General features: G+C 45.1%; 17 protein-coding genes. 7 read left to right on the top strand and 10 right to left on the bottom strand.

Features of this window, described 5'->3' with window-relative positions:
* Nucleotides 1-96 precede the first annotated feature (96 nt).
* Nucleotides 97-1,368 (bottom strand): cation:proton antiporter, encoded by a 1,272-nt coding sequence (locus LDX50_RS11255; protein ID WP_225698548.1) that lies wholly within the window; start codon nucleotides 1,366-1,368, stop codon nucleotides 97-99.
* Nucleotides 1,369-1,479: 111 nt separating this feature from the next.
* Nucleotides 1,480-2,406 carry a DUF3078 domain-containing protein gene (locus LDX50_RS11250; protein ID WP_225698547.1) on the bottom strand — a complete coding sequence of 309 codons (927 nt, stop codon included), beginning with the start codon at nucleotides 2,404-2,406 and terminating at the stop codon, nucleotides 1,480-1,482.
* A gap of 181 nt (nucleotides 2,407-2,587) precedes the next feature.
* Between LDX50_RS11250 and LDX50_RS11245 the strand changes: the two genes are divergently transcribed.
* Together LDX50_RS11245 and LDX50_RS11240 are read left to right on the top strand one after the other, a co-directional pair.
* Complete coding sequence (locus LDX50_RS11245) at nucleotides 2,588-4,276, top strand: DUF885 family protein (RefSeq protein ID WP_225698546.1); 1,689 nt, start codon at nucleotides 2,588-2,590, stop codon at nucleotides 4,274-4,276.
* Entirely contained in the window at nucleotides 4,269-5,261 is a 993-nt protein-coding gene (locus LDX50_RS11240) for a ligand-gated ion channel (protein ID WP_225698545.1), read from the top strand. Before LDX50_RS11245 ends, LDX50_RS11240 begins: the two co-directional genes overlap by 8 nt.
* Nucleotides 5,262-5,265: 4 nt before the next feature.
* On the opposite strand, the gene LDX50_RS11235 is transcribed toward LDX50_RS11240, so the two are convergent.
* From LDX50_RS11235 to LDX50_RS11220, 4 genes are all read right to left on the bottom strand, one after another.
* Complete coding sequence (locus LDX50_RS11235) at nucleotides 5,266-6,354, bottom strand: Sb-PDE family phosphodiesterase (RefSeq protein WP_225698544.1); 1,089 nt, start codon at nucleotides 6,352-6,354, stop codon at nucleotides 5,266-5,268.
* 74 nt (nucleotides 6,355-6,428) lie between these two features.
* Nucleotides 6,429-7,373 (bottom strand): fatty acid desaturase family protein, encoded by a 945-nt coding sequence (locus LDX50_RS11230; protein ID WP_225698543.1) that lies wholly within the window; start codon nucleotides 7,371-7,373, stop codon nucleotides 6,429-6,431.
* A gap of 253 nt (nucleotides 7,374-7,626) precedes the next feature.
* Nucleotides 7,627-8,724, bottom strand: coding sequence for a Gfo/Idh/MocA family protein (locus LDX50_RS11225; protein WP_225698542.1), 1,098 nt, complete (start codon nucleotides 8,722-8,724; stop codon nucleotides 7,627-7,629).
* A gap of 10 nt (nucleotides 8,725-8,734) precedes the next feature.
* Entirely contained in the window at nucleotides 8,735-10,348 is a 1,614-nt protein-coding gene (locus LDX50_RS11220) for a sulfatase family protein (protein WP_225698541.1), read from the bottom strand.
* Between the two features lie 86 nt (nucleotides 10,349-10,434).
* On the opposite strand from LDX50_RS11220, the gene LDX50_RS11215 reads away from it, so the two are divergent.
* Together LDX50_RS11215 and LDX50_RS11210 are read left to right on the top strand one after the other, a co-directional pair.
* Entirely contained in the window at nucleotides 10,435-12,663 is a 2,229-nt protein-coding gene (locus LDX50_RS11215) for a molybdopterin-containing oxidoreductase family protein (protein ID WP_225698540.1), read from the top strand.
* Complete coding sequence (locus tag LDX50_RS11210; protein ID WP_225698539.1) at nucleotides 12,663-13,721, top strand: SDR family NAD(P)-dependent oxidoreductase; 1,059 nt, start codon at nucleotides 12,663-12,665, stop codon at nucleotides 13,719-13,721. Before LDX50_RS11215 ends, LDX50_RS11210 begins: the two co-directional genes overlap by 1 nt.
* Nucleotide 13,722: 1 nt before the next feature.
* Here LDX50_RS11210 and LDX50_RS11205 read toward each other — a convergent pair whose 3' ends face one another.
* A complete protein-coding gene (locus tag LDX50_RS11205) occupies nucleotides 13,723-13,929 on the bottom strand; it encodes a YgaP family membrane protein (RefSeq protein WP_225698538.1) in 207 nt (68 codons plus the stop codon).
* A 267-nt stretch (nucleotides 13,930-14,196) separates the two neighbouring features.
* On the opposite strand from LDX50_RS11205, the gene LDX50_RS11200 reads away from it, so the two are divergent.
* Nucleotides 14,197-14,823: an NADPH-dependent F420 reductase gene (locus LDX50_RS11200; RefSeq protein ID WP_338030004.1), complete on the top strand. Its 627-nt coding sequence runs from the start codon at nucleotides 14,197-14,199 to the stop codon at nucleotides 14,821-14,823.
* Here LDX50_RS11200 and LDX50_RS11195 read toward each other — a convergent pair.
* On the bottom strand, nucleotides 14,806-15,816 hold the full coding sequence (locus LDX50_RS11195) for a Gfo/Idh/MocA family protein (protein ID WP_225698536.1): 1,011 nt from the start codon (nucleotides 15,814-15,816) through the stop codon (nucleotides 14,806-14,808). The two genes, LDX50_RS11200 and LDX50_RS11195, sit on opposite strands and share 18 nt — an antisense overlap.
* Nucleotides 15,817-15,916: 100 nt before the next feature.
* Here LDX50_RS11195 and LDX50_RS11190 point away from each other — a divergent pair, with 100 nt between their 5' ends.
* Nucleotides 15,917-16,981 (top strand): AI-2E family transporter, encoded by a 1,065-nt coding sequence (locus tag LDX50_RS11190; RefSeq protein ID WP_225698535.1) that lies wholly within the window; start codon nucleotides 15,917-15,919, stop codon nucleotides 16,979-16,981.
* On the opposite strand, the gene LDX50_RS11185 is transcribed toward LDX50_RS11190, so the two are convergent.
* A complete protein-coding gene (locus tag LDX50_RS11185; protein ID WP_225698534.1) occupies nucleotides 16,978-20,496 on the bottom strand; it encodes an AsmA family protein in 3,519 nt (1,172 codons plus the stop codon). The genes LDX50_RS11190 and LDX50_RS11185 overlap by 4 nt on opposite strands.
* 179 nt (nucleotides 20,497-20,675) lie before the next feature.
* Between LDX50_RS11185 and LDX50_RS11180 the strand changes: the two genes are divergently transcribed.
* A complete protein-coding gene (locus tag LDX50_RS11180; RefSeq protein ID WP_225698533.1) occupies nucleotides 20,676-23,006 on the top strand; it encodes a DUF748 domain-containing protein in 2,331 nt (776 codons plus the stop codon).
* Here LDX50_RS11180 and LDX50_RS11175 read toward each other — a convergent pair.
* Nucleotides 23,003-23,434, bottom strand: coding sequence for a hypothetical protein (locus LDX50_RS11175; protein WP_225698532.1), 432 nt, complete (start codon nucleotides 23,432-23,434; stop codon nucleotides 23,003-23,005). The two genes, LDX50_RS11180 and LDX50_RS11175, sit on opposite strands and share 4 nt — an antisense overlap.
* Nucleotides 23,435-23,445 lie beyond the last annotated feature (11 nt).

Below are 23,445 nucleotides of genomic sequence, written 5' to 3'. Positions count from 1 at the left end.
TTTGAAAATAATCCACAGATTTGATCACTTACCGATATCTGTAAGTTGGCCCGAATTAGACTTTAATCCAAGCATAAAATCAAGAGATTTGGGTGCTTACTGATCTTCCTGAAGGTCAGCCTTTTCGGTCTTTACTGAAACCCGTCGCACCAGATTTCCAACGGTCAGCCCCTGGACCAGAATACTGAATACAACAATCACGTAGGTCATCACCAGAAACAGCTCCCGGTTCATTTCCTGGGACAGGCTTAGTGCCAGGGCTATGGATATTCCTCCCCTGAGTCCGCCCCAGGTCATGACCAGGCTGGTACCAGGTACGAATTCAAGGCGTTTCTGAAAAAAAGAAATGGGCGGTAATAAGGATAGGTAGCGGCACAGCAACACAAGCGGAATGGCAATCAGGCCGGCCACCAGGTAATTCATTTCAATCGTCAACACAAGAATTTCCATGCCGATCAAAACGAACAGGATCGTGTTCAGGAGAATATCCAGCAATTCCCAGAACTTGTCGACATAGGTCTCGGTAATTTTGGACATCGACGAAGCCCGCATCGTATCATTTCCCACGATAAGTCCGGCAGTCACCATGGCAAGCGGTGCAGAGAGATGAAATCGTTGTGCCACCACGGTTCCGCCCATCACGGCAGCCAGGGTTATGATGACTTCGGTGTCATAATCATCGATAGACCGTAGCATACGATAGGTTAAAAAACCAAGGATTAATCCCAGTACAATGCCTCCCAGCACTTCGAGTCCGAATAATTCGGCGATCATCACCGGATCAATCGCCTGGCCGGGGGAGGAGGCAATGTGATAAATCGTTATGAAAACAACGACTCCCACGCCGTCATTAAAGAGGGATTCACCTACAATTTTGGTTTCGAGTTTTTTTGGCGCATCGGCCTGCTTGAGAATTCCCAATACGGCAATGGGATCAGTCGGGGAGATAAGTGCACCGAAAAGCAGGCAATAGATAAATGCCACATCCATGCCCAACAGCATCAGGAGAAGGTAGGTAACAATTCCAACGAGGAAGGTCGACAGTAAAACCCCAAGCGTCGAGAATGCCAGTATAGGGCCGCGCTGAATACGAAGCTGTTCGAAATTGGTATGAAGGGCACCCGCAAAAAGGAGAAAGCTCAGCATGCTGTCCAGCAGCAGTTCCTCGAAATCGATATTGGAAATTATTTCTTTTTCCGCCTCCAGGATGGTATCATCAAATTGGGCAATCCCGAGTACGATCAGTGTGAACACAATGGTAATGAGCATCAACCCGATGGTCGTGGGGAGCTTAAGGAAGCGCTCATTTACATAGCCGAAAATCGCGGCAAGTACTATCAGGATTGTGCTGATCAGAAAAATATCCATGGCTTTCAGGTTGTCCGTTGAAAATACTAATATTTTTTATCTATGGCATAATGAAAAAAGGACCGGCTAAACAAGCCGGTCCTTTTTTCCTGATATCTATCCTGCAAACTGTTAGAAATCATAGGTGATTCCAAACAGCCAGTAGGTCTGAAGTTTGTTGTCAATATTGTCGAATGTCGCATCCGGAAGCTCCAGAGTTTCACGCGCATAATTGAGTGCTTCCTGCTTGTTATCACGCAGGCCGAATTCAAGACCCATCCCGATATTCTTCCATACTTTATAGGAAAAAGCATTGGTCCACGTCCAGTTGGAAAGGTTACTGCTCTTGTAGCTGATAAAAGATGAGAGGTTCGACTTCAATGAGAAGTTCCCGAATTTTCTGCCATAGTTGGCCACGATCTTGGTACCGGCAGATGATTCAAATACATCATCAGTACTGCTGAAAACGAAATTATAGTTGAGCGGGTGAATAACCACTACAAGATCAGCCACAGGCTTCCAGGTAATACCAACCCCCACATCGAGATATCCGGGATCGTTAAAGTTGTTGATCAGTGTAGTCCGGTATTCCATCAGGAATGATGCCGCTATCTTTTTAGAAAGGTTATAGCCGAAGAGTGACTGAATGTTGAATACATCTGTAGTTGCCCGGAATCCCGCCTCGTCATCCGGATCATCTTTGTCATCCAGTTTTACCCAGCCAAGGTTGATCTGACCCGCATTGTACCAGAAGTATTTATCACGGTCCAGTCGCGCATAAGGGTTGATGGTAATGCCTATCTTTCCCGATGCGTTATTCGGTATTCCCTGGGCATACCAGTTATTGAATTCTGAAAAACTTGCCCCAATGGTTCCGAAAGCACCTGTTTTCCATCCCGGGAATGCGTCAATCTGCTTCTGCAGCGCATCAACCCGTCCCTGGATCGCACTGATGGAATCTTCCTTTGTTTTTTTAATCGCTTTTAATTCATCGATCGTTTGTCCGTATGAATACAAGCCAGCCAATAGAAAAATAATAGTCGTAAATAGTTTATTCATAGCATGTTGAGTTGAAGTGCCAAATTTAGAACATCCTTGGTTTTGACCTTCTTAAATTCAATATTTTTTAATCAATTCTGTTCAGAATTCAACAGGGTCTTTTCCAGCTATAAGAAACAGTAGTCGCATACAAATGTTTAAACTGACCATATTTTGATACTTTTTTGCATATTGTGGAAATATGAACCTGAAAAGAATTACTCCGATTTTCCTGATCATCCTTTTGATCAGCGCCTGTACTCAGCAAGAGCAAGATTCTGTTGCCGTGCCGGAAGAAATTAAAAATGTCCCTGCCACCTATCAGGAGCTCCAGGCTTTCTTTCTGGAATGGCGTGAATTTCTCAGGCCCGATGAGGTGAATGGCATTCCGGATTACAGTGATGAGGCGATGGCACAACAGTATGATGAACTATCCGATTGGAAAAATCGGCTGGACGCGATTGATACGGCGGGCTGGCCAGTGGCACACCAGGTGGATTGGTTCCTGGTTTGGGCAGAGATGAACGGACTTGAATTCGCCCATCGGGTGAAAAAACCCTGGAAAAGGGACCCGTCCTTCTATGTCTGGTTCTTTTCCTATCCGACCGACGTACCAGAGCGAGAGGCCTCCAATGCGTGGGGTGCAGTGGAATATGACTATTACCCCAAACCCTTATCAGCTGAAGATGCGGATAAAATCAGCCATCAATTGCGTAAGGCACCGGCTCTCTGGGAGCAGGCCAGGAAAAATCTGACAGGTAACGCCCGTGATTTATGGGTATTGAGTGAAAGGAGCTTCCGGGATCAAAGTGCCGATCTTGAACAGTTCTCAGCTTTGATGCAGTCTGAACATCCGGATCTCGCTGCCGCAGCACTGGAAGTTCGTGATGCTTCGGAGGATTTTGCTGATTGGATTGCATCCCAAAGTTCACAGAAGACAGGCCAGTCCGGCGTGGGTAAGGCCAATTATTCATGGAATTTGAAGAAGGTTCACCTGTTGCCCTACACATGGGAGGAAGAGCTCACACTCATTGAGCGGGAGCTGTCCCGGGCGCATTCCTCGCTCAGGTTGGAGGAAAACCGAAACCGCAATCTGCCGGGGTGGGAAAAGATCGATTCCCCGGAAGCATACGATAAGGCTGTGAAGGAGGCAATTGATGATATGATGAGCTTCTTTGAAAAGGAAGAGATCCTGACTATTGTGCCCAATATGGATCCGGCATTACGTGAAAGAGCAGGAACATTCGTGGAATCAGACGGCCTTCGCGGTTTTTTTGACGAAGTGATTTACCGCGATCCGATGACCATGCGGGCACACCATTATCACTGGCTCGACCTGGCACGAATGAGGGATGAACCACATCCGAGCATTATTCGAAGTACACCATTGCAGTTTAATATTTTCGATGGCAGGGCCGAAGGAATGGCCACTGGCGCGGAGGAAATGTTCATGCATGCGGGATTGTATGAAGGCCGGCCGCGCGGACGTGAATTAGTGTGGGTAATGCTTGCCCAGCGTGCGGCACGGGCATTGGGAGCGTTGCATCAGCATGGTTTATTAACTGATTTTGATGGCGCAACACAAATCGCATCAAAATACACGCCCTGGGGATTATTGCCTGCAGACGGGGGAACAATTCAGGTGGAGGAGCATTTTTACCTGACCCAGCCCGCCTACGGAACGAGCTACGTGATCGGAAAGATCGAAATAGAAAAATTACTTGCCGAATATGCGCGGCAGCGTGAAGGCCAGTATTCACTCCGGGAATTTTTTGATGAATTTAATTCTAAAGGTGTGATCCCTGTTTCATTAATCTATTGGGAGATGACCGGTGACCGGTCGATGCTGGATAAGGCACTAACAGAAAGTAAACTGGAAGACCTTGAGTGATATAAAGACTATAGTCTTGCCCCTTATCTTGCTCCTGCTATGTTTTTCAGGTATCTGCCTGGCACAAAATCCCGGTACACCCGGGCAAAAGGAGGAAGTGAAGGTTGGATTTGTGTTGCTGGACCTCTTCAATATAGATAATGTTAAAGGTACTGTGAGCGGAGAATTTGTGTTTACTTTGAGCTGGACGGATACCTCACTGGTTAGACCCGGACAAACAGCTCCCATCATTCTGCCATATGATTCGGTAAACCCTCCGCAAATTCAGATCCGGAATGTGATTGACTACAGATCATTCCGTGAGCGATCGGTAACGGTCCTTCCGAATGGCGAGGTAAATTCCCGGCATCGGCTCACAGGTATCTTAAATACGAAATTTAATTTTCGAAAATTCCCATTTGACCGGCAGACGCTCGGTATTAGTATTTTTGATACCAGTGTTGAGCAGGATGTGAGGCTAATCCCGGATGATCGTTACCAGGGCATCTTCAAACCGGATAGTCTCAGCATACCGAATTGGAAGGTCATGTACAACGGGATGAGAACCTATTCAGATGTTGAATATGGCATACCATTTCAGTCAATCGTATTCAGCTATTCGCTTGTCCGAATTTCAGAGTTTTATATCTGGAAAGTGGTTTTTCCGATGGTGCTGGTGGTATTGATGTCGTGGTCGGTTTTCTGGATCGACCCGAAAAATATTTCTGCACAACTCACTGTTTCAGTTACGGCCATTCTTACCTTAATTGTATTCCAGTTTTCAGTGGCACAAACGTTACCTGAACTGCCTTATCTTACTTCGCTCGATAAATATGTTATCGGTACTGATATTTTTGTGTTCATGGCTTTCCTGGAAACGCTCATTACCAGCTATCATGAGGACAGGGGAAAGAAAGAGCTTTCAGCGCTAATCGACCGTACTTCGCGAATACTGTTTCCTGCCGTTTTTGTTTTGTTTATTTTACTAACGCTGATAATTTTTTAGAAACCTAATACTCAACTTTCAGAATAATCTCCGGATGGGTCTTTGGGGCAGTAACCGCGTTTAGGACCCGAAATCTGAGCTCGAATTGGTCCTTGAAGTCAATCGTTTTTACATCGATTAAATTTTCACCAGGATGAATCTCAATTACATCCGAATGTGAATGAAATGTATATTCAGAGAGGTTCTCCAGAATAAAAGTTACCCCGGTTTTATTATTGATCTGTACTCTTGCAACCTGTTCATTATATTGAAGTTTACCGGTCTCGAGGGAGGCGTTAAGAAGAGGCAGAATATTCTCCTCCTTGCCTACCAGCAGATCATTAAACCAAACGGCGGTTCTGCCTGCTTTCAGGGCTGCTTTTATTTCAGATTCCGACCGGTCCTTTGTAAATAACAGGGTAAGCGGACGATGACCGCCTTCCGGTATGTCAAATTCCCAGTCGACAAGACCGTGGATATCCGACGTCCCTAATATGGTAAGATTATTATCCAGTGCAATCTGCAGCGCCTCATCGGAAAACATGTGTTCATTAACCACTTCAATTCCATGCAGCAGACCTTCTGAAATCAGCGTTCTGTGAAGATCAGTGAGTTTCGCGACCCCGTCTTTATAATGGTAGGCCCACATGGGATGGTTCCAGAACGTAAAGGCGCCTTGCCGGTTGGCCTCACGGAAGACTTCCAGTACATCGTCTTTCAGCAATTTATTGGCATCCTGAATGAAAATGGCATTGCTGTGCCCGGGAGGCATCGATCGGGTGATTTCAGATCCCGGAACAACGATCAGGTTTTCTTTTGCCGCGATTTTTGAAGCAATTTCGTAAGAACGGTTGCGATCGGGATGCGGAATATCATCTTCATGTGGCTGATATTCGAGATGTTCTGTCATGGCGATCAGGTCCAACCCCTCACGAACCGCTTCATACACCCGGATATCCGGCCATACGCTGCCATCTGAAAAAACGGTATGCATATGCAGATCAACCTTCAGTGTTTCATAGCCCGGTACATCCGGGAAATTGGAATCGTTTTCCTGTGCCAGCAGGTTCACAGATAAGCCGGCCATTAGCATGATAGTCGCAATCTTTTTCATTGGGGGCATACGTATTTTCTTCAAGATAAAAAGAATCCTGAATTTTATGGTGTTGAAGATACCGAGGTTAATTGTTACTGCCTGCCCAACTGCTTCAGCCAGGAAGCGTGGTCGGCCACAGCACCTACGAAGGTTTTTTTGGAATAATAGGGCAATCCGAATTCCCGCGCGGTTCGTTCCACGATGGTAGAAACCTGCGGGTAATGTACATGACTGATGTTCGGCATCAAATGGTGTTCCACCTGGTAATTAAGACCCCCGATAAACCAGTTTAAGAGTCGATTTTTCGGAGCGAAATTACTGGTAGTTGCCAGCTGATGGATTGTCCAGTTATTAGCAATGAGACCAGTTTCATCGGGTAACGGGAAATCCGTTGACGGCACTACATGTGCTGCCTGAAATACAATCGTGATACTCAGCCCTGTAAGGAAATGCATCGATAAAAAGGCCAGAACGATCAGCCACGGCGAAAGTGGAATCATAATCAATGGAATGATCAGTGTGATCGAAATATGAACAATCTTCCATGCAATGATCTTGGCGAGTTCCTTATACACCTCATTTTTGCCCTTGAAATACCCCATTTTGTGATATTTGATCAGGCGGACATAATCTTTTGCGGCAAACCATGAAAGTGTTGATAACCCATAGAAGAACCAGACATAAAGATGCTGATACCGGTGTACCCAGTAGCGCTTTGCGTGAGGAGAGAAGCGTAAAAAGAACGGCGCATTGATGTCGTCATCATGCTCCTGAATATTCGTATACGTATGATGCAGGATATTATGCTGCACTTTCCAGACATTCGCATTCGCACCAAGAAGGTTCATGGAATACCCTATGATTTTATTTACACGGCGGTTCTTTGAATAGGAGCCATGAAGTGCATCATGCATGATACCCATACCAACACCCGCCATGCCGATACCGGCCAGCAGATACAATGCGAACATGAGCCAAACACTGCTCACAATACCCAGACATAGAACAATCAGCGGACCCAGAAATATGGACAGCATAAAAATGGTTTTGAACACCATTTTGCCATTTCCCTGACGTTGAATACCGTTCGATTTAAAATAATGATTAACCCGTTCGTTGAGCGTTTTTGTGAACTCCGAACCGGTTTCGGTAGAAAATTTGAGATTTTTGATGATAATGAATTTTGATGATGTTTCTACAAAGGTAGGATAGTTTCCTGATACCCGGTATTAAATTATACATTTAGACCTAATATCCTTTAAACGGTAGAAATTTAACTTACGTTCCATTTTAGTCTTTATTCAGAACTATCGATTTCCCGCTTTGTGCCGAATTCATTGCCGCCTGAAGAATTTCCATGACGATCATATTGTTTTCAAGCGATGAGGGATTATAAGGTTCTGGTTGAATTTCACCGTTCAGCACTGCTGCGAAATAGGCAAAAGGATCATCCGCCGGTGAATTCAACGGTGCAGCTTTATGCATTTGCCATTTCTCGTCTCCAGGAAGCCTGATACGCATATTGGATCCGTCATCAGCAATAGCATATCCAACAGCGCCATACACTTCCATATCCTTTCGGTTGAAAGGCCAGTTCCATGATGCCTGAATAATGACCTGCGCCCCGGGATATGTTACAAGAATAGTTGCTTCATCATCCACCTTAGGGTATTTGTCGGGCTTCATCTGTTGTGTAAACGCGAATACCTCTATTGGCCGCTCACCCTGCATGAACCACGTACTCAGATTCGCGCCATAACATCCGAAATCGGTGAGCGCACCGGCACCATTCCAATGAGGATCTGTGAGCCACTCTAAAAATTCCTTGTTCACACCAATCTCTTCCGGGCCCTGGTGCCCGTCATGAATAACCATTTTGCGAATATCTCCCAGTCTATTTTCCTTCACGGCCAGGTCAAATATCGCGTGATTCGAACCATACCAGGTGGTTTCATAATTCGTTAGCAGCCAAATATTGTGCTTCACAGCCAGTGCCTCCATTTGCTTCGCATGGTCCAGGCTAACTGCCAGTGGCTTTTCCACCATTACATGTATGCCACGCGGTGCACATTTTTCAACTACCTGAAGATGATCGTAAATCGTATTGAAGGCAAAAACAGCATCCGGTTTCACCTCCTCAAGCATGGTATCCAGGTCACTGTACACAATATCCATTGAAAAATTATGCTGAACTGAATAACGACGGGCCAAATCCGTATTACTTTCCTGAATCCCAACAATTTCAATGTCGCCGCGGTCCTCCCGGCCCAGAATCCAGTGAACGTGCGTATGTACCAGGCCCACGACTGCAACGCGCAGGGGTTTTTCAGTCTGACTATAACTGGTGAGAGAAATAAGCAGTGCGAATATTACGAGTAATCTGCGCATGTGATTGGCGCTATTCATCAAAATAATGTTCCTTTCCATTAACGTCGGTATAGTGATAATAGATCATGGACGGCCAGGCAGCACTCCGATTTAATGCCGACCATTCTTTAAAAGCAGCAACCAGGGAATCAATTACAGGAGGTTTTTCAGCATACCGGTCTGTGAATTCAAAAGGATCCTCTTTGATAAAATAGAGTGACGAATCGCCGTTATCCTCATTCCAGGTAAGTTTCCATCGTGCATTACGTACCGCCCGGTTGTCACCCATCTGAAAAAAAACATACTCATGCGCGGGTTGTGCTTTCAATACCGACTCCAGAAGGTTGGCACCGTCATAAATACGATCACCTGACAGTGAAGCGCCTGCAGCATTCGCAGATGTCATGAAAAGATCGGTTGCATGTGTAAGTTGGTCATAGGTGCTATTTTCAGGGATAACGCCCGGCCAGGACATGAGCATCGGCACTTTTACACCGCCCTCGAAATTGGTGATCTTTCCTCCCTGGTAATCTCCATTGTCGGTAGTTAGATTATACTCTGCACCGCCATTATCACTGATGAACATCACAAGCGTATTTTGTGCCAGCCCGGTTTCATCCAGGTAATCCAACAGTCGCCCGATGTTGTCGTCGAGTGATTTGATCATCGCATAATGTACCCGCTTGTATGGATCTTCGACACCTGCAAATTCGTTCACATACTCATCCGGTGCCTGTAGCGGTGTATGCGGTGCGTTATAGGCAGCTACACAATAAAATGGGTTGTCATTGTTTTTGCTGATAAATTCAATTGCTTCGTCGGTGATGGCATCAGTCAGGTATCTTGATTCACTGATCTCCTGGCCATTTTTCCGGATCGCGTGCAAGCCTTCCCGCTGCCCCTCCCAGATGTATTCATCGGTGAAGTCCTCCGGGATCTTCTGGTCGGTGAAACCCGGTGTTCCCTCAGGCACATAAAGACTGTGTGAAGCCATGAATCCGTAGAATTCATTAAAACCAAAGGCCAGCGGTGAATTCGATTCAAGTTTTCCCACATGCCATTTTCCAATGTATGCGCTCGAATAACCCTGTTTTTTTACTATTTCTGCAAGGCTGATTTCCGATAAAGGCAATCCCATTTCAGCGATGACCTGTTCATCCGGAACTTCTGTCTGGTACTGAGGCTCCCAGGGATAACTGTCAATCAGGTATTTGAAGGCATAGTATTCAATCCGGTTCGAAAGGTAACGCTCGTGCAGCTGATGTTCAAAACCAAAACGCTGATTGTACCTTCCTGTGAGGATGGAGGCACGCGAAGGACTGCAAACCGGTGAGGAAACATAGGCATTCGTGAACTTTACTCCGCGTTTTGCCAGGCGTATCAGGTTGGGCACATGAACAGGCCCATCGGTATACAGGTCTGTATCTGCGATACTAAGGTCATCTACGATAAGCCAGAGAATATTTGTTTTTGATGAATCGGCCAAACCACCGGGTTTATTTAAATATTCTTCTTTACCATTTAATAGCCTGGTATCCGGCTCAAGGTTGTATGAACCTTTGTCCATGGGTATGAACATATAGATCAGCAAGCTTGGAATAATGATGATGGAAGGGACGAAAAGATTTTTAATTTTCTTTTTCAATGAATTTCCGGTTATTTTCAGCCACAAAATATAAGACTATCTACGAAGGTAAAAAATCGTCATCGAAATTTTAGGGCGGACAGAAAATGAAAAAACACCATACTTTTTGCAGGATTTGTGAGTCATTATGCGGATTGGAGGTTGTGACGGACGGAGATAAGGTTGTCTCTGTTGCACCCGATCCGAACCATGTGGCGACGGAAGGATTTTCATGTGTAAAAGGATTGCGGCAGCACGAAATGTACCAGTCCCCTGATCGTCTCAAATATCCCTTGAAACGGATGGATGATGGAAATTATGAGCGGATATCGTGGGAACAGGCTATTTCGGAGATTGGGGCGAAAGTGAGAAAGCTTCGATCTGATGACGGTCCTGATTCAATTGGAATGTATGTAGGTACTGCCGCCGGGTTTGGTGTGCTGCACCCGGTATTTGCGCAGGGATTTATGACCGGTATTGGCTCTAAAAGCATGTATGCATCGGCAACGCAGGACTGCTCCAACAAATTTGCCGTATCAAGACACATGTACGGTTTCCCGTTTACACTTCCGTTTCCGGATCTTGAGAATACCGAATGCCTGATTGTGGTTGGGGCAAATCCGGTCATTTCAAAATGGTCCTTCCTGCAGGTTCCAAATCCGATTGAAAAGCTGCGGCAACTGGAGCGTAGAGGAGCAAAGTTGTACTTTGTAGATCCCCGCAAAACCGAATCTGCGCAGGTGGCCGGGAGTCACGTATTTATTCGTCCGGGCACTGATGTCTTCTTTTATCTGTCATTTCTCCATGAGTTGATAGAGCAGGGAGGCGTAGACAGGGATCAGGTGTCTTCATGGACAGAAGGTTTTGATTCGCTGAAGGAACTCGCAACCAACTGGCCGGCAAACCGGACTGAAGCGGTTACAGGCATTCCAGCAGATGTACTCAGCAGGATGGTGGCCGACTATATCAGCGCGGATGGGGCAGCGCTCTACTGTTCCACCGGCGTGAATATGGGCGGTAACGGAACCCTGGCGTTCTGGATTCAGGAGTCTATCAATGCCATTTCCGGCAACCTGGACCGGAAGGGTGGAACACTTGTGGGAAAGGGGATCATAGATTTCATAAAATTCGGGGTGAAAAATGGGGTTCTCATGCGGGATGATACCTCCCGGGTGGGCAATTTCTCTGCTGTAAATGATGCATTTCCCGGCGGTATCATGGCCGATGAGATTCTCACGCCGGGTGATCGGCAGTTGAAGGCGCTTTTTGTAACCGGAGGAAATCCACTTATCACCATGGCAAATTCAGGCCGGCTCAGGAAAGCCTTCCGAAAACTGGAATTACTTGTCACGCTTGATATCTATCAGAACGAAACAAGTTCGGAGGCGCACTATGTGCTTCCTTGCACAGACCCATTGCAGCGGCCGGACCTGCCTTTTATTTTTCCACTCATGCTGGGATTACAAATGAAACCCTATCTCCAGGCTACCCGTGCCATTGTTCCCCCGGAAGGGGAGCAGCGTGATGAAGCGTCTATTTACCTGGATCTCGCACGTGCATCCGGCGTTTCAATCTTTGATTCGGCAGTGGCACAGCGGTTCTTTGAGTTCACAGCTGCGTTTCATTCGCGGGTAAAGGGGAAGAAAATTCGGGGGATACCCCAGGAATCATATCTTAACGGACTCCTTCGCCTGTCGCGCCAGAAGTCCTTTAAAAATCTCTTAAAGCATCAGCACGGCATCGAGCGTGAGCCGCATAAGCCCGGATCATTCCTCAGGAAACGTGTAATGACCCCTGATGGAAAGATTCAGCTCGCCCCTGAGATTCTTCTTTCCTATGCCAGCAAACTGGAAACAGATTTTAAGGCGGAAGAAAAGATGGCAGGAGAATTTAAACTGATTACAAAAAGGGCAGTAACGACCCATAATTCATGGACCCACAACATACCCCGTATGATCGCAAAAGGCAGAGATACGAATTATGCGTATTTCAACCCACTGGACATGGATGCACTGGGGGTTGAAGAGCTGGACCTGGTGGATATCAGCACCGATGCGGCAACCATACGAATTCAGGCAAAAGCTCTCGATACGCTCATGCCGAAGACAGTTGCCGTTCCTCACGGATGGGGACATCAGCATGCCAGGGGGTTGTCGGTTGCGAATAAGACCAGGGGTGTAAATGTGAACTTACTGGCAAAGGATGGTCCGGATAATATTGACAGGGTATCGGGTATGGCACATCTTACAGGCATACCTGTACGCATCAGAAAATCTGATGGAGATTTTCAGCCGACATGGTCAGGCATTAATTCAAAAATTGAACACGAAGAATAGTGGCACACGGAAGATTTGATAACCCCGTTATTGCAGCATTAGCCGGGGTAAAGGACTTTTTTAGAAAACAGGATCTTACAGATCGCCTCAAAGAAACCGACAGGGCTGATGGTAAAACCGTACTGATTACGGGTGCTAATTCCGGTCTGGGCTTCGGGATGGCCGTTGCATTTGCCAAACGTGGTGCCCACGTGATTATGGCCTGCCGGCGTCAGATCCCGGAGGCCGGTGAAGAAGTAAAAAGGCTCAGTGGCTCCGATAAGATTGAGATGCGGTATGTGGATTTCAGTAAAATCGGGACTATTCATGATTTTGCCGATGCACTTGAAAAGGACGGTATTCACATCGATATCCTAGTTTTGAATGCGGGGGTGGCACTGCCCGAATCCCGGCCAACCGAAAGCGGTCTGGAAGAGATGTTCCTGGTGAATTACATGTCGAACGTAATACTTGTTTCAAGATTGCTCGCGTCAGGAGTTGTTCGAAATAAGGCCATAGCGGGAAATGCCGTTGCAGGCGAGGTTCCCCGCCTCCTGTTTATCTCCTCAGATTCACATCAGGGTTCATCCTATATCGATCATGAACAATTCGGGACCTATGAAAAATACGGGGTAACCAAAGGCATGAATTACTATAGTTACTACAAGCTTGTGCTGAATACGTATGCTACTGAGCTTTCCAGAAGACTTAATCACGAGGGAGATATTGATGTAATCGTGAATGTCATGTGTCCCGGCCCTGTTGATTCAAAGATCATCAAGGAGGCACCCTGGTTGCTGCGGAAGATCCTGGGTGGCATATTTTCAATTGTATTCAAATCTCCTGAAGATGCTGCCCAGCCGGCTGTTTATATGTGTATCTCGGAGGATTACGCAGGAAAGACCAATGAATACCTGCATATGTTCAATGTGAAGAAAATGGACGAGAAGATCTATATTCCGGAAGAAGGTAAAAAATTATGGGATCATACGTACCAGGTATGGCAGCAATATGATCCCATGGCAATAAATTATCTGATTCTTGCAGAATCCCATACTTCGGAGAATCCTTCTGCTTAAATCATTCCTTCACTTTGCACGTTGAAATCCCGAAGGGTGCATAGAGCGGACAAAAACTTACGAAACTGGTGAGTACAAACACACCGGCCAGTACGAGTAAGACAATTCCAAGCGTTCCGCTAATCACATTGGCGTAGAACAGAACGGCGATCACGCCAGCAATCAGCAAACGGATGATCCTGTCGGCGCTTCCCATGTTTTTTTTCATGATTACATAGTTTTAGGTTACAAAATATTCCACAAGCAGCACAATTCCGGTAATGATTGCCAGGCAGATCATGCAGACCAGCAAAAACCGTATAACCTTATTACTTGTCACAGGGCTAATATAGCAGGTATAAAAGGGTATTTAAGTGATGTTCGTCAGGAAACAGACTAATATTTATTCGCAATATCAATATAATGGCCAGAAATTTGGTGGCAGACCCAACCTATTGGCGGCTCTTGAAGTTTAAGTAAACAGTATCATCTACTTTTGAATATGAAGATAGCCATCATCGGAACAGGGAATGTAGGAGGTACACTTGCCAAAGCATTCAACAGCGCCGGTCACACTGTGATCCTTGGGGTTCGTAACCCCGACAGCTACAAAGGAAAAGAAACACTGGAAGCAGCCGGACTGAAAGCCCTGGAAATACACCGGGCTGTGGAAGGCGCAGATTTGTTGGTTTTAGCCACTCCTGCCACCTCTGCCATAGAGGTCGCAAAGAGTCTGGGTGATACAACAGGAAAGATCATTATCGATACCATGAACGTAGTTATGGGAAGGGGGCCTGAAGGATATTCAAATACTACTGATGCGATATTGTCAAATACCACGGCAACAGATGTCGTAAAATGCTTTAATACTACCGGCTTTGAAAACATGGCCGATCCTGTTTACCAGGGCAAAGGCATCGACATGTTTGTTGCCGGTAGCAGTGATCGGGGGAAAAAGGCAGCCTCACAACTAGCCCGGGATATTGGTTTTGGCGCCGTCCATGACATGGGAGGAAATGACAAATTTTTTCTCATTGAGCAGCTGGCTAATGCCTGGATTAATCTGGCGATCTTTCAAGGCGAGGGCCGGGATATGGCGTTTCGGTTAGTGCGAAGATCCTGATGGAATATTTTCCATCCGAAGGGATTCTGCACTTTTGAATATCGCTTCAATAACTTTCATATTGTTATATGCATCTTCCAATGGCGTGGGCACTTCCGTTTGGTCCAGAATGGAGCGGGAGAAGTAGTCCGCCTGCAAGGTATAGTGATCGGAGGCCACAACTTCGATGATTTCTGTGCCATTTTCATTTTCCACATCGATGGTGCAATTCATATCCGAAGGAACGTTCACCGGCCGGTTGACGCGAATCCTGCCGTGATTTCCGATTATCTCCACGTACTGATCAGGAAAGCTTTGGGTTCCGCAGGTAAATGAGGAAAATCTGCCTTCACCAAAATCAAGAATGGCATTGGCAAGAATATCGACATGCCATTGGGGGTGATTTCTAAGGCTTCCGAATGCCCGCAAAGGTTCATGATTGAAAAGCCAGCGTGCAATGGAAACACAATAGCAACCGATATCCATGAGCCCGCCTCCACCTTTTTCAGGATCCGTCCGGATATTGGAGGGATCGTCCTTGAAGTAGGTAAAAAGGCTGTTTACCTGGTTAATATGGCCGATTGAACCACTATCTACCAGACTTCTGACCATCTGCCATTGCGGATGGAAGCGGTACATGAATGCTTCCATTACAAGGATATCCGGCTTTGTTTTTGCGTGCTGTAATAACTGTTCCGCCTGGCGTGCATTTAACGCTATAGGCTTTTCACAGAGAACATGCTTACCCAGATCCATCGAACGGATTGTCCATGGAACGTGCATGTCATTGGGAAGCGGGTTGTAAACCGCATCAATTTCCGGATCGTCGAGGAGTTCCTCATAACTGCCGTAAGCACGCCCGATGCCGAGTTCACTGGCAGTATTCTCAGCTTTTTCCATGGATCGGCTGGCGATGGCGACCACATCGCCGAACTGACTTTTCTGAACGGCTGGAATAAATTTTTCACGTGCAATTTTAGCAGTACTCAGGACTCCCCATCGAATTTTTTTCATCGGACTCATTTTTTTAAGAATCGGAATTTACGAAAAATACCCTTGGGGTACCAAGGAGTCTTTGACAAAGCCGTATAATTTTAACTATCTTTCATTTGTCATGGTAAATGAGTTTAAATCAGATCGTGTTGTGCGCGCAACTGCGTGGTTATTGTTGATTGGTCTTTCGTTGGCTATGATGATCCTGGGTCAGCAGTTGTTTATCCCGCTGACGTGGTCTCTGCTGTTTGCTTTTATTCTGTTTCCATTTTGTGACTGGATGGAAGGAAAAAAAATTGGACGAACCTGGTCATCACTGATCGCTACACTATTATTTACCATTCTGAGTGGTGTTGTGTTGTTTTACCTTGTTTATCAGTCAGTTCGGATTCTTCAGCAGGAAGGGGCTGTTTATGATACCATTTCACAGGCTTATGAAAATATGCGTATGTGGTTCTATGATAAGCTCGGACTAGAGATTTTTCATCCAAAGGAAGGGGCCCAGTTCGGGTCAGATTCACTCGGCCGTGTAATTAATTTTGCGGCCCGTGAAATCAGTTCGATCGGAAAGAATATTGTGACGATTACGCTGATTCCCATGTTTTTGTTTTTTCTGTTGCTATACCGCGGACTAGCATGGAAATTCACCCGTACCAGATATGAGGGCAAGCAACTAGAACAGCTCGAGACCTTTTATACGAAAAGTCAGTATTCAATACAGAATTACCTTTGGGGCACACTGATCTTAACTGGTGTGACAGCTGCGATGGCTTTTGTGATATTACTTTTATTCGGGATCAAGTATGCCTTCTTCTTCAGCATATTTATCGGGATCCTGAATCTAATTCCGTACATAGGCAATCTTGCTGCGTTTGTTGTGGTACTGCTTTTCGTTTATGTTACCAAACATGATATCGGACTCACCATATTTTGTGGATTAGCACTTTACAGTGCAAATCTGATGCAGGAAAATTTTCTTCGGCCAAAGCTTGTAGGTGATAAGATGAAAATGAACGCAATGGTTGTTTTTACTGCAGTGATACTGGGTGGAATGATATGGGGTTTTTCCGGGATGGTGTTGTTTATTCCATTGCTGGGTGTGCTTAAATCCCTGTTTGAAAGTCATCCTGATCTGAAAGTCTATGGAATCTTTTTTGAAACGGGAGATGAGCCTGATTCAGATTAATCTGAAACATTGGATGCGCTTTTTCCTTTTCTGACGGCAGCCATTGCACCATGAATGGCACATTTCACCCAATAATTTATCGGGCCTTTAAACGTTATACGCTCCTGTTCAAATGTTCCGATGGCATCGGTCTTCGAATGTTTCAGAATGATGCCATCTGCCAGAGCGGTAAGCAGGGAAGAACCAAAGTTTTTTACGTCAGGGGAATGCTTCTTGAAAATTTCAATGTGCAGGTCTTCATAGGTCATCAGTGCCTGGCCAGTGGCAATGGAATCATTCGCGGTAACAGAAAGATCGTATTCCTTAAGATACCCCGACTTCAGTCGTACAGCTTCAAGCGGGTCGATCATGTGGTTCAGCGAATCAAGCACCATGTCGGTAAGACGTACTTCAAGATCAAAATGATTTGAATCTATTCTTGAATAGTTAAAAGCCATTAAACCCGAATCGTATAACTTGGCTGTACCTGTCAGTACGTTTTCAGATTCGGTTTTTGGCTTTCTGAGATTCATTTTAAAATCAATATCATTCAATACGATATAACCTTCCTGTCCTGTTTTTTCTCCAACTTCCCGATAGGTGAGAACTCCATCAGTAGCCTTGATGCCCAGCAGTTGAAATTTTTCTGAAAGTGGCAGGAGCTCCCTCAGCAAATAGGGTTTATTAACTGCCTCCGGGTCGGGCAGCGTTTTATCCCGCCGCAGTCTCACATTGAACCCCTCGATCTGAAGCTGTTCCGAAATAAATTGATTTTTCCTGAGAAGTGAGTCCCAAACAACCCCGTTAAAGACAAGATGATCGAAATTTCCGGATATCACATCGTTCTCAATTTCCATTTTCTCAACGAATTCCGGTTTTGCATCGATGCGTACGTCATAAATATGAAGCTGCTCCCCGGTATTCTTTATTTCACCAATATTAAAGGTTGAAGATGGCGTATCGAAACGGAGGTCACCCATATCTATTGCCACTTTGTTATCAGCTGTTCGTATGCTGATGTCGCCAAAAGCAATGAGTTGATCATTGATGGCCACTGTCCCCGGTGATATTTTTAGCACGTCAAACAAGGATAATGGTGCTATTGCCTTTTTCGTTTGTTTCGTTTGAGATGCATCTGATTTTTTTACTGATGTGGAATCAACCGGCTTTTTCTTTATTTGCATGAACGGTTTGTAAACTCCAATTTCCCCGACATGTGGCAGCGCTGACGGGCTCCAGGTGATATTTTCCAGGGATATGCTGTCTAATGTTGAATTCAGTGTATTTTCTGACTGAATAAATGATACCTGGTTAACACTGGCCATTTCAATATGCCATACTGAATCTGATTTTATTATTTCATTCAATGATATCTTCTGTAACTGAAGATTATCACCGGATGCCAGGGATAGGGAAACGCCGCTTATTTCAGATTGTTCTTTTGTAGCGATGTTCACGTCGTCAACACTGATATTGATCTTGTCGGAGGAATGCTTCAGCTGGTGCATTTGAGCCTGTATTTCACCAAATGTTGAAGCCTTGCCTGCTACCAATACTTCCTTGACCTTTAAATTGTCTGAAATAAAAGACAATTGGCTATTCTGAGAAAGTTCAAGGTTGGCTGTAATCCGGTCAAGCATGATACTTTCAAAAAAGAATTCCTGGACCGGTTTATCGGCTGTGTTTTTCTGTGTTGTATCTGGTTGAGGCAATGAACCGCTGATATCAATTTCGCTGATATGGAGGGTATTCCAGACGTGGTAAAATGGCTTGTTCGGATTAAAGTTCTCCGGTGTGGCCGTAAACCCCTTCAGGGTTAGGTTAATGTCTTTGAACGAACCTTGAACCGAAGATATCTCAAAGCGCTTTGGTTCAAAAAAAACGCCGGTGAGTGATGCCCGGATATCATTCTTACCGCTTGTGAAGGTTACGGAAGGTGATTTGAAATATCGCAGATCATAGGTCGTTCCATCTTCTATCACAAGATTTTCAGTAACCGCATTCAGATTTTGTATTTGGGCGTTGGTTTCGAGGTAATCGTAAATAATATTAATACTGTCCAGGACAACCTTGCCTAAATGAACAGTGGAACGTTCCCTTGCCGGCTTTGGAGGCCTGGAGCCGGAAGTATGTACAATATCACCCGTGGCTTCAAATAAGGTTAGGTTTCCACCTTTCATGAGGACCGAATCGGCAGACAGGTCATTTGTGTAAATAAAATTGAAGATATTAAAATTGTAGAGGGCCAAAGACTCACTTCTCAGGAGTTCTGCATTGATATCGGTATCAGTAAGGACAATGTCCTTGATATCCACATTATAGGTCTTATCGTAGACCATTTCCGAAAATTTTACAGCCAGTCCATTTCCCATATCCAGCTCAGTAGCGCTCAATGACAACCTGAGTTTCTCTATCATGAGTGTACTGCTGTCTTCAGTCACCACAAAGTTTGAGGTTTTCAATGTCATTTCGGGGAGCAGGAGACGTACAGTATCATTGGGCCGCATGATGTTGAGGTGTACTTCAGCCTTATTGATCTCTCCATTTCTAATCAGTAATTCCCGTAAATTCTTTTTGAGGAGGTCAGATACCGGCTGACGGCTCTTTATTTTTGAGGGATCTGCCTCATGCGGGAAGATATTCGCTGTAACGACAGGCTGATTGATTTGCAGTAAATCAAAGATATATTCCTCATCGAGAAGTTTTTCATAATCCATATCCTGGATTACCACGGAAGCGCCATCAAGTATGAGAACGGTTCGGTCCAGTGAATCCTTCTGTGTGAATGAATAGTTATCGATCTCAAGCTTGTGATCATCGTAGCTCCAGGTGATGGCATCAAAGGAAAATGAACTGGTTTCAAAGTCAATGCCTTGTTTGCCCAGCATAATTTTAAATTGTGCATCATCAGATAGATCGCGCATGTTCCAGTTGGCAATGAGCAGATCCAGCAACTGAACTTCTATGATCAGATCAGACTTGTTCAGCTGAAGGTCCGCCCTGTCGATCCGGAAGTCTTCAATGTCGAAGTTGTCCAGAATTGCCCTGATACCCGGATAAAAACTCACGATCTCATGGGCAATGTTTACGGGTTCCTTTTTATCCGTTGGTTCGTCGGGCTGCTGTGCGCTTACCCGTGCCAGCGGTTCTATGATTCTGAATAATTCAATCCTAAGCTGACCACTACCAAGCAGATCGAAAAAAGATCCCAGGTTTACTTCGATTTCCGGAATCCTGATGCCTAACAGCCCTGTGGAATCAGATTTGTCCACCTTGGCGATGTCCACACCCGACAGAGCGAAATCCAGTTCAAGATAATCTATTTTAGTGTTTCCAATCGTGAGTGCATACGTACCGTTGCTTTGTTTGTCGACCAGATCGATGAGCGTTTTTTTGAAGCCTTGTACTTTAAAGTATATCAGTCCGATGCAAACTGCCCCCAAAAGGAGAAAAGACAAAGCAATCAGAATTTTCCGAAGCCGCTTTTTTCTTCTTTTTAAAGGTTTCCGTACGACCGTTGCTTCGGGGTTATTCATTTGTTGTGATAATAATTGAACTGTGGGTTAAAATAGGAAATTAACAGGAAAGTGTTCTTCTGTAATTTACCATAAAAATGGATTTAACATGATCCACAATATAATTTGAAACAATCCAAATTGTTTAAATGTAAAAATCAATTGGCAAATTCTTATTTTCCGTTTGGAAATTATAATTCATGAAAAAGTTGTCCCCGCTAGCTAAGAAAATCCTGATTGGAATTGCCTTATTATTCGCTATAATTCTGTTTTCAATCCCGTGGATTGTGGAATATTATCTTGAAAAGAACGATGTCGAATGGCTGGGTCGTGAGGTGGAAGTGGCGGATATTGACATCAATCTATTTACCGGTAAAGTAGGAGTGTACAATGCATTTCTTTTTGAAGAAGACGGTACCACACCTTTTTTAAGATTCGAATCATTTGAGGCAAATATTCGGATGTTATCATTTCTGTCCGGAATTTTTGAACTGGAATATGTTACAGTTTCAAATTCCCTCCTTCGGATCGTTCAGACAGGCGAATCGTTTAACTTTGATGATCTCGCCAAACCGGGCGAGTCTGAATCCACCGGTGAGGATGATGAAGCTGGCGATCCGCCCAGGTATATCATCAATGAAATACTTCTTACCGGCGGGGCCTTTGAATACATCGATAATAATTTATCCTCGAGTATTTTGATCGACAGGATCCGGCTTGAAATCCCCAGGGTTTCCTATGATTACCCGGGATTAGACTTTATCCTGGCGGGAACACAACGGGAAGGTGGAGAACTGGGCTTTGATGGTTCTGTAAACTGGGGTGAATCAAATTTTGCCATGAATGGGGAAATTGCCGACTGGCAACTGCGCCCGTATAAAAACTATCTTAATTCCTACCTGGCAATTCAGGATTTTGCCGGCTTGTACAATCTTCAGCTTAATATAGCCGGAAAGTATGCAGATGAGAAAAGCATTGCGGCATCTGCCTACAGTACGCTTGACAAGTTTCTGCTGGTTGACAATAATTCCGACAGTCTCATTACCTGGAAGCGTGCAGAAATATTTGTGGATTCGGTAAATACTGAAGAACGGCTCTATGATATGGGTACAGCGACACTCGATGCACCCCATATATTATTTAAATATTTCAAGGAGGGCGACAGCTTCTCCGGTTTATTGCTGGATACGACTTCTGCCCAGGTGCTCGATACCGTTTCCGTCGCCCAGCAGGAGATCGTGTTTCAAAATCCGTTTCAATATATTTCAGAATACATCTACTACCTTATTGATGAGGAGGTATTAACGACCTATGGCGCAGACAGTATGGTGATTCATAAAGGCAGGGTCGATTTCCTTGACTATTCCCATCTAGAGGATGCGCAGATCACCCTGGAAAATTTAAATATCCTCATCCCTGAAGTAAGTCCGGAAGATTCAACTCTTTCCATGCTCATAAATTCGAGGATCAATAAAACGGGAAAGTTCAAAGGAGACATGACGCTCTACAGGGCGGGGCTTTCAAATATGGGCATAAATATGGAACTTTCTGATTTTTATTTGACCTCCTTTGATCCTTATTCAAGGCACTACACCGCACATCCGATGTGGGAAGGTGTCATGAACATGAAAAGTTCAACGACGATCCGTGACTACCAGGTTCAAAGTATGAATGAAATTGATATCCTGGATGTCAAAGTGGGAAATAAACTGGATATCGAGTCGGAATATAAGATTCCTCTCCGGTTCGCTGTGGGATTATTAAAGGATGTTAACGGTGATATCCGACTGGAGGTTCCCATCGAGGGCGACCTGCATGATCCGGAATATAAACTGGGCAAAGTGATTTTGAAGGTGATAATGAATCTTTTCGCCAAGGCGGTGGCTTCTCCATATAATTTACTGGCCAGGGCGTTTGATGCGGATGAGGATGACCTAAAATCCATCAAATTCGGAAATGACCAGGATTCACTTGCAAACCCCCAGATTAAGACAATGGACCTCACTGCCCGTGTGCTGGAGCGAAAATCAGATTTGAAAGTATTGCTGGAATACGTCTTTAACGAAAAGGAAGAAAAGGAAATTATTGCACTTCAGTATGCCAAGGAGAAGTACCTTCAGCAGGCGCCGGATTCAATCCGAGGCCTGGGCCGGGACCAGGTATCCAACAGGGATTCATTATTTGTTTTGTACCTGGAGGACAAGGTCGGAGGCCTGGGGCAGCGATCTGTTCAAGCTATGTGTATAGAACTCATCGGGGAAAGCATGCTTGACGAACGTGTTGCATACATTCGTGAGAGTCAGTGGAACCTGGTATCGGAATATCTCTATCAGGAGAAGGGTGTAAGTCCTGAACGCGCAGAAATGAAGGAAACTGAAGATGAAGGATTGATGTCGGTGTATTTACAGCCTACGTTTCTGATTAAGTATGATGTAAGGGACAGCATTCCTGATGGTGTGTTGGAGGAAAATAGACCAGCTGAATCCACTGTACCGGGCGATTCGGTAGTAGTGAATCCAACTGGTAATTAAAGCCGAACTGTAAATCCTACCGGCGCCCGGATTTCCCCGGGGTCGTACATATTCAGATACAGAACAACAGGTTCGGATTGTCCTTCCCAGGTGATCTGATATTTATCCAATAATCCCATGCCATCAAATCCATGTTCTGTTTCGAACGTGCAGCAACTGCCAATTCGCATGTATTTGAGTGATTGTCCTTCCGGACCGGCGAGTGAATTAAGGAACAAACGTTGTCTGATAGCGCCAAGTGAAAGGTCGTCACCGCCAATGTTTACCGGATTGTTGGCGGAATACCCATAGGAAATATCACTGGATATACCGAACAGCTGTATTCCCTGGTTGCCCTGTTCAAGATAAGTCATGTGTTGAACATGCATCACAGGTTCCGGACTGCAGCGAGTAAATAGTATGACGAGTAATAGTAATCCGTATCGCATGGATAGTCATT

The sequence above is a fragment of the Fulvivirga sedimenti genome, assembly GCF_020328055.1.
This window is presented reverse-complemented; position numbering and strand designations above follow the sequence as displayed.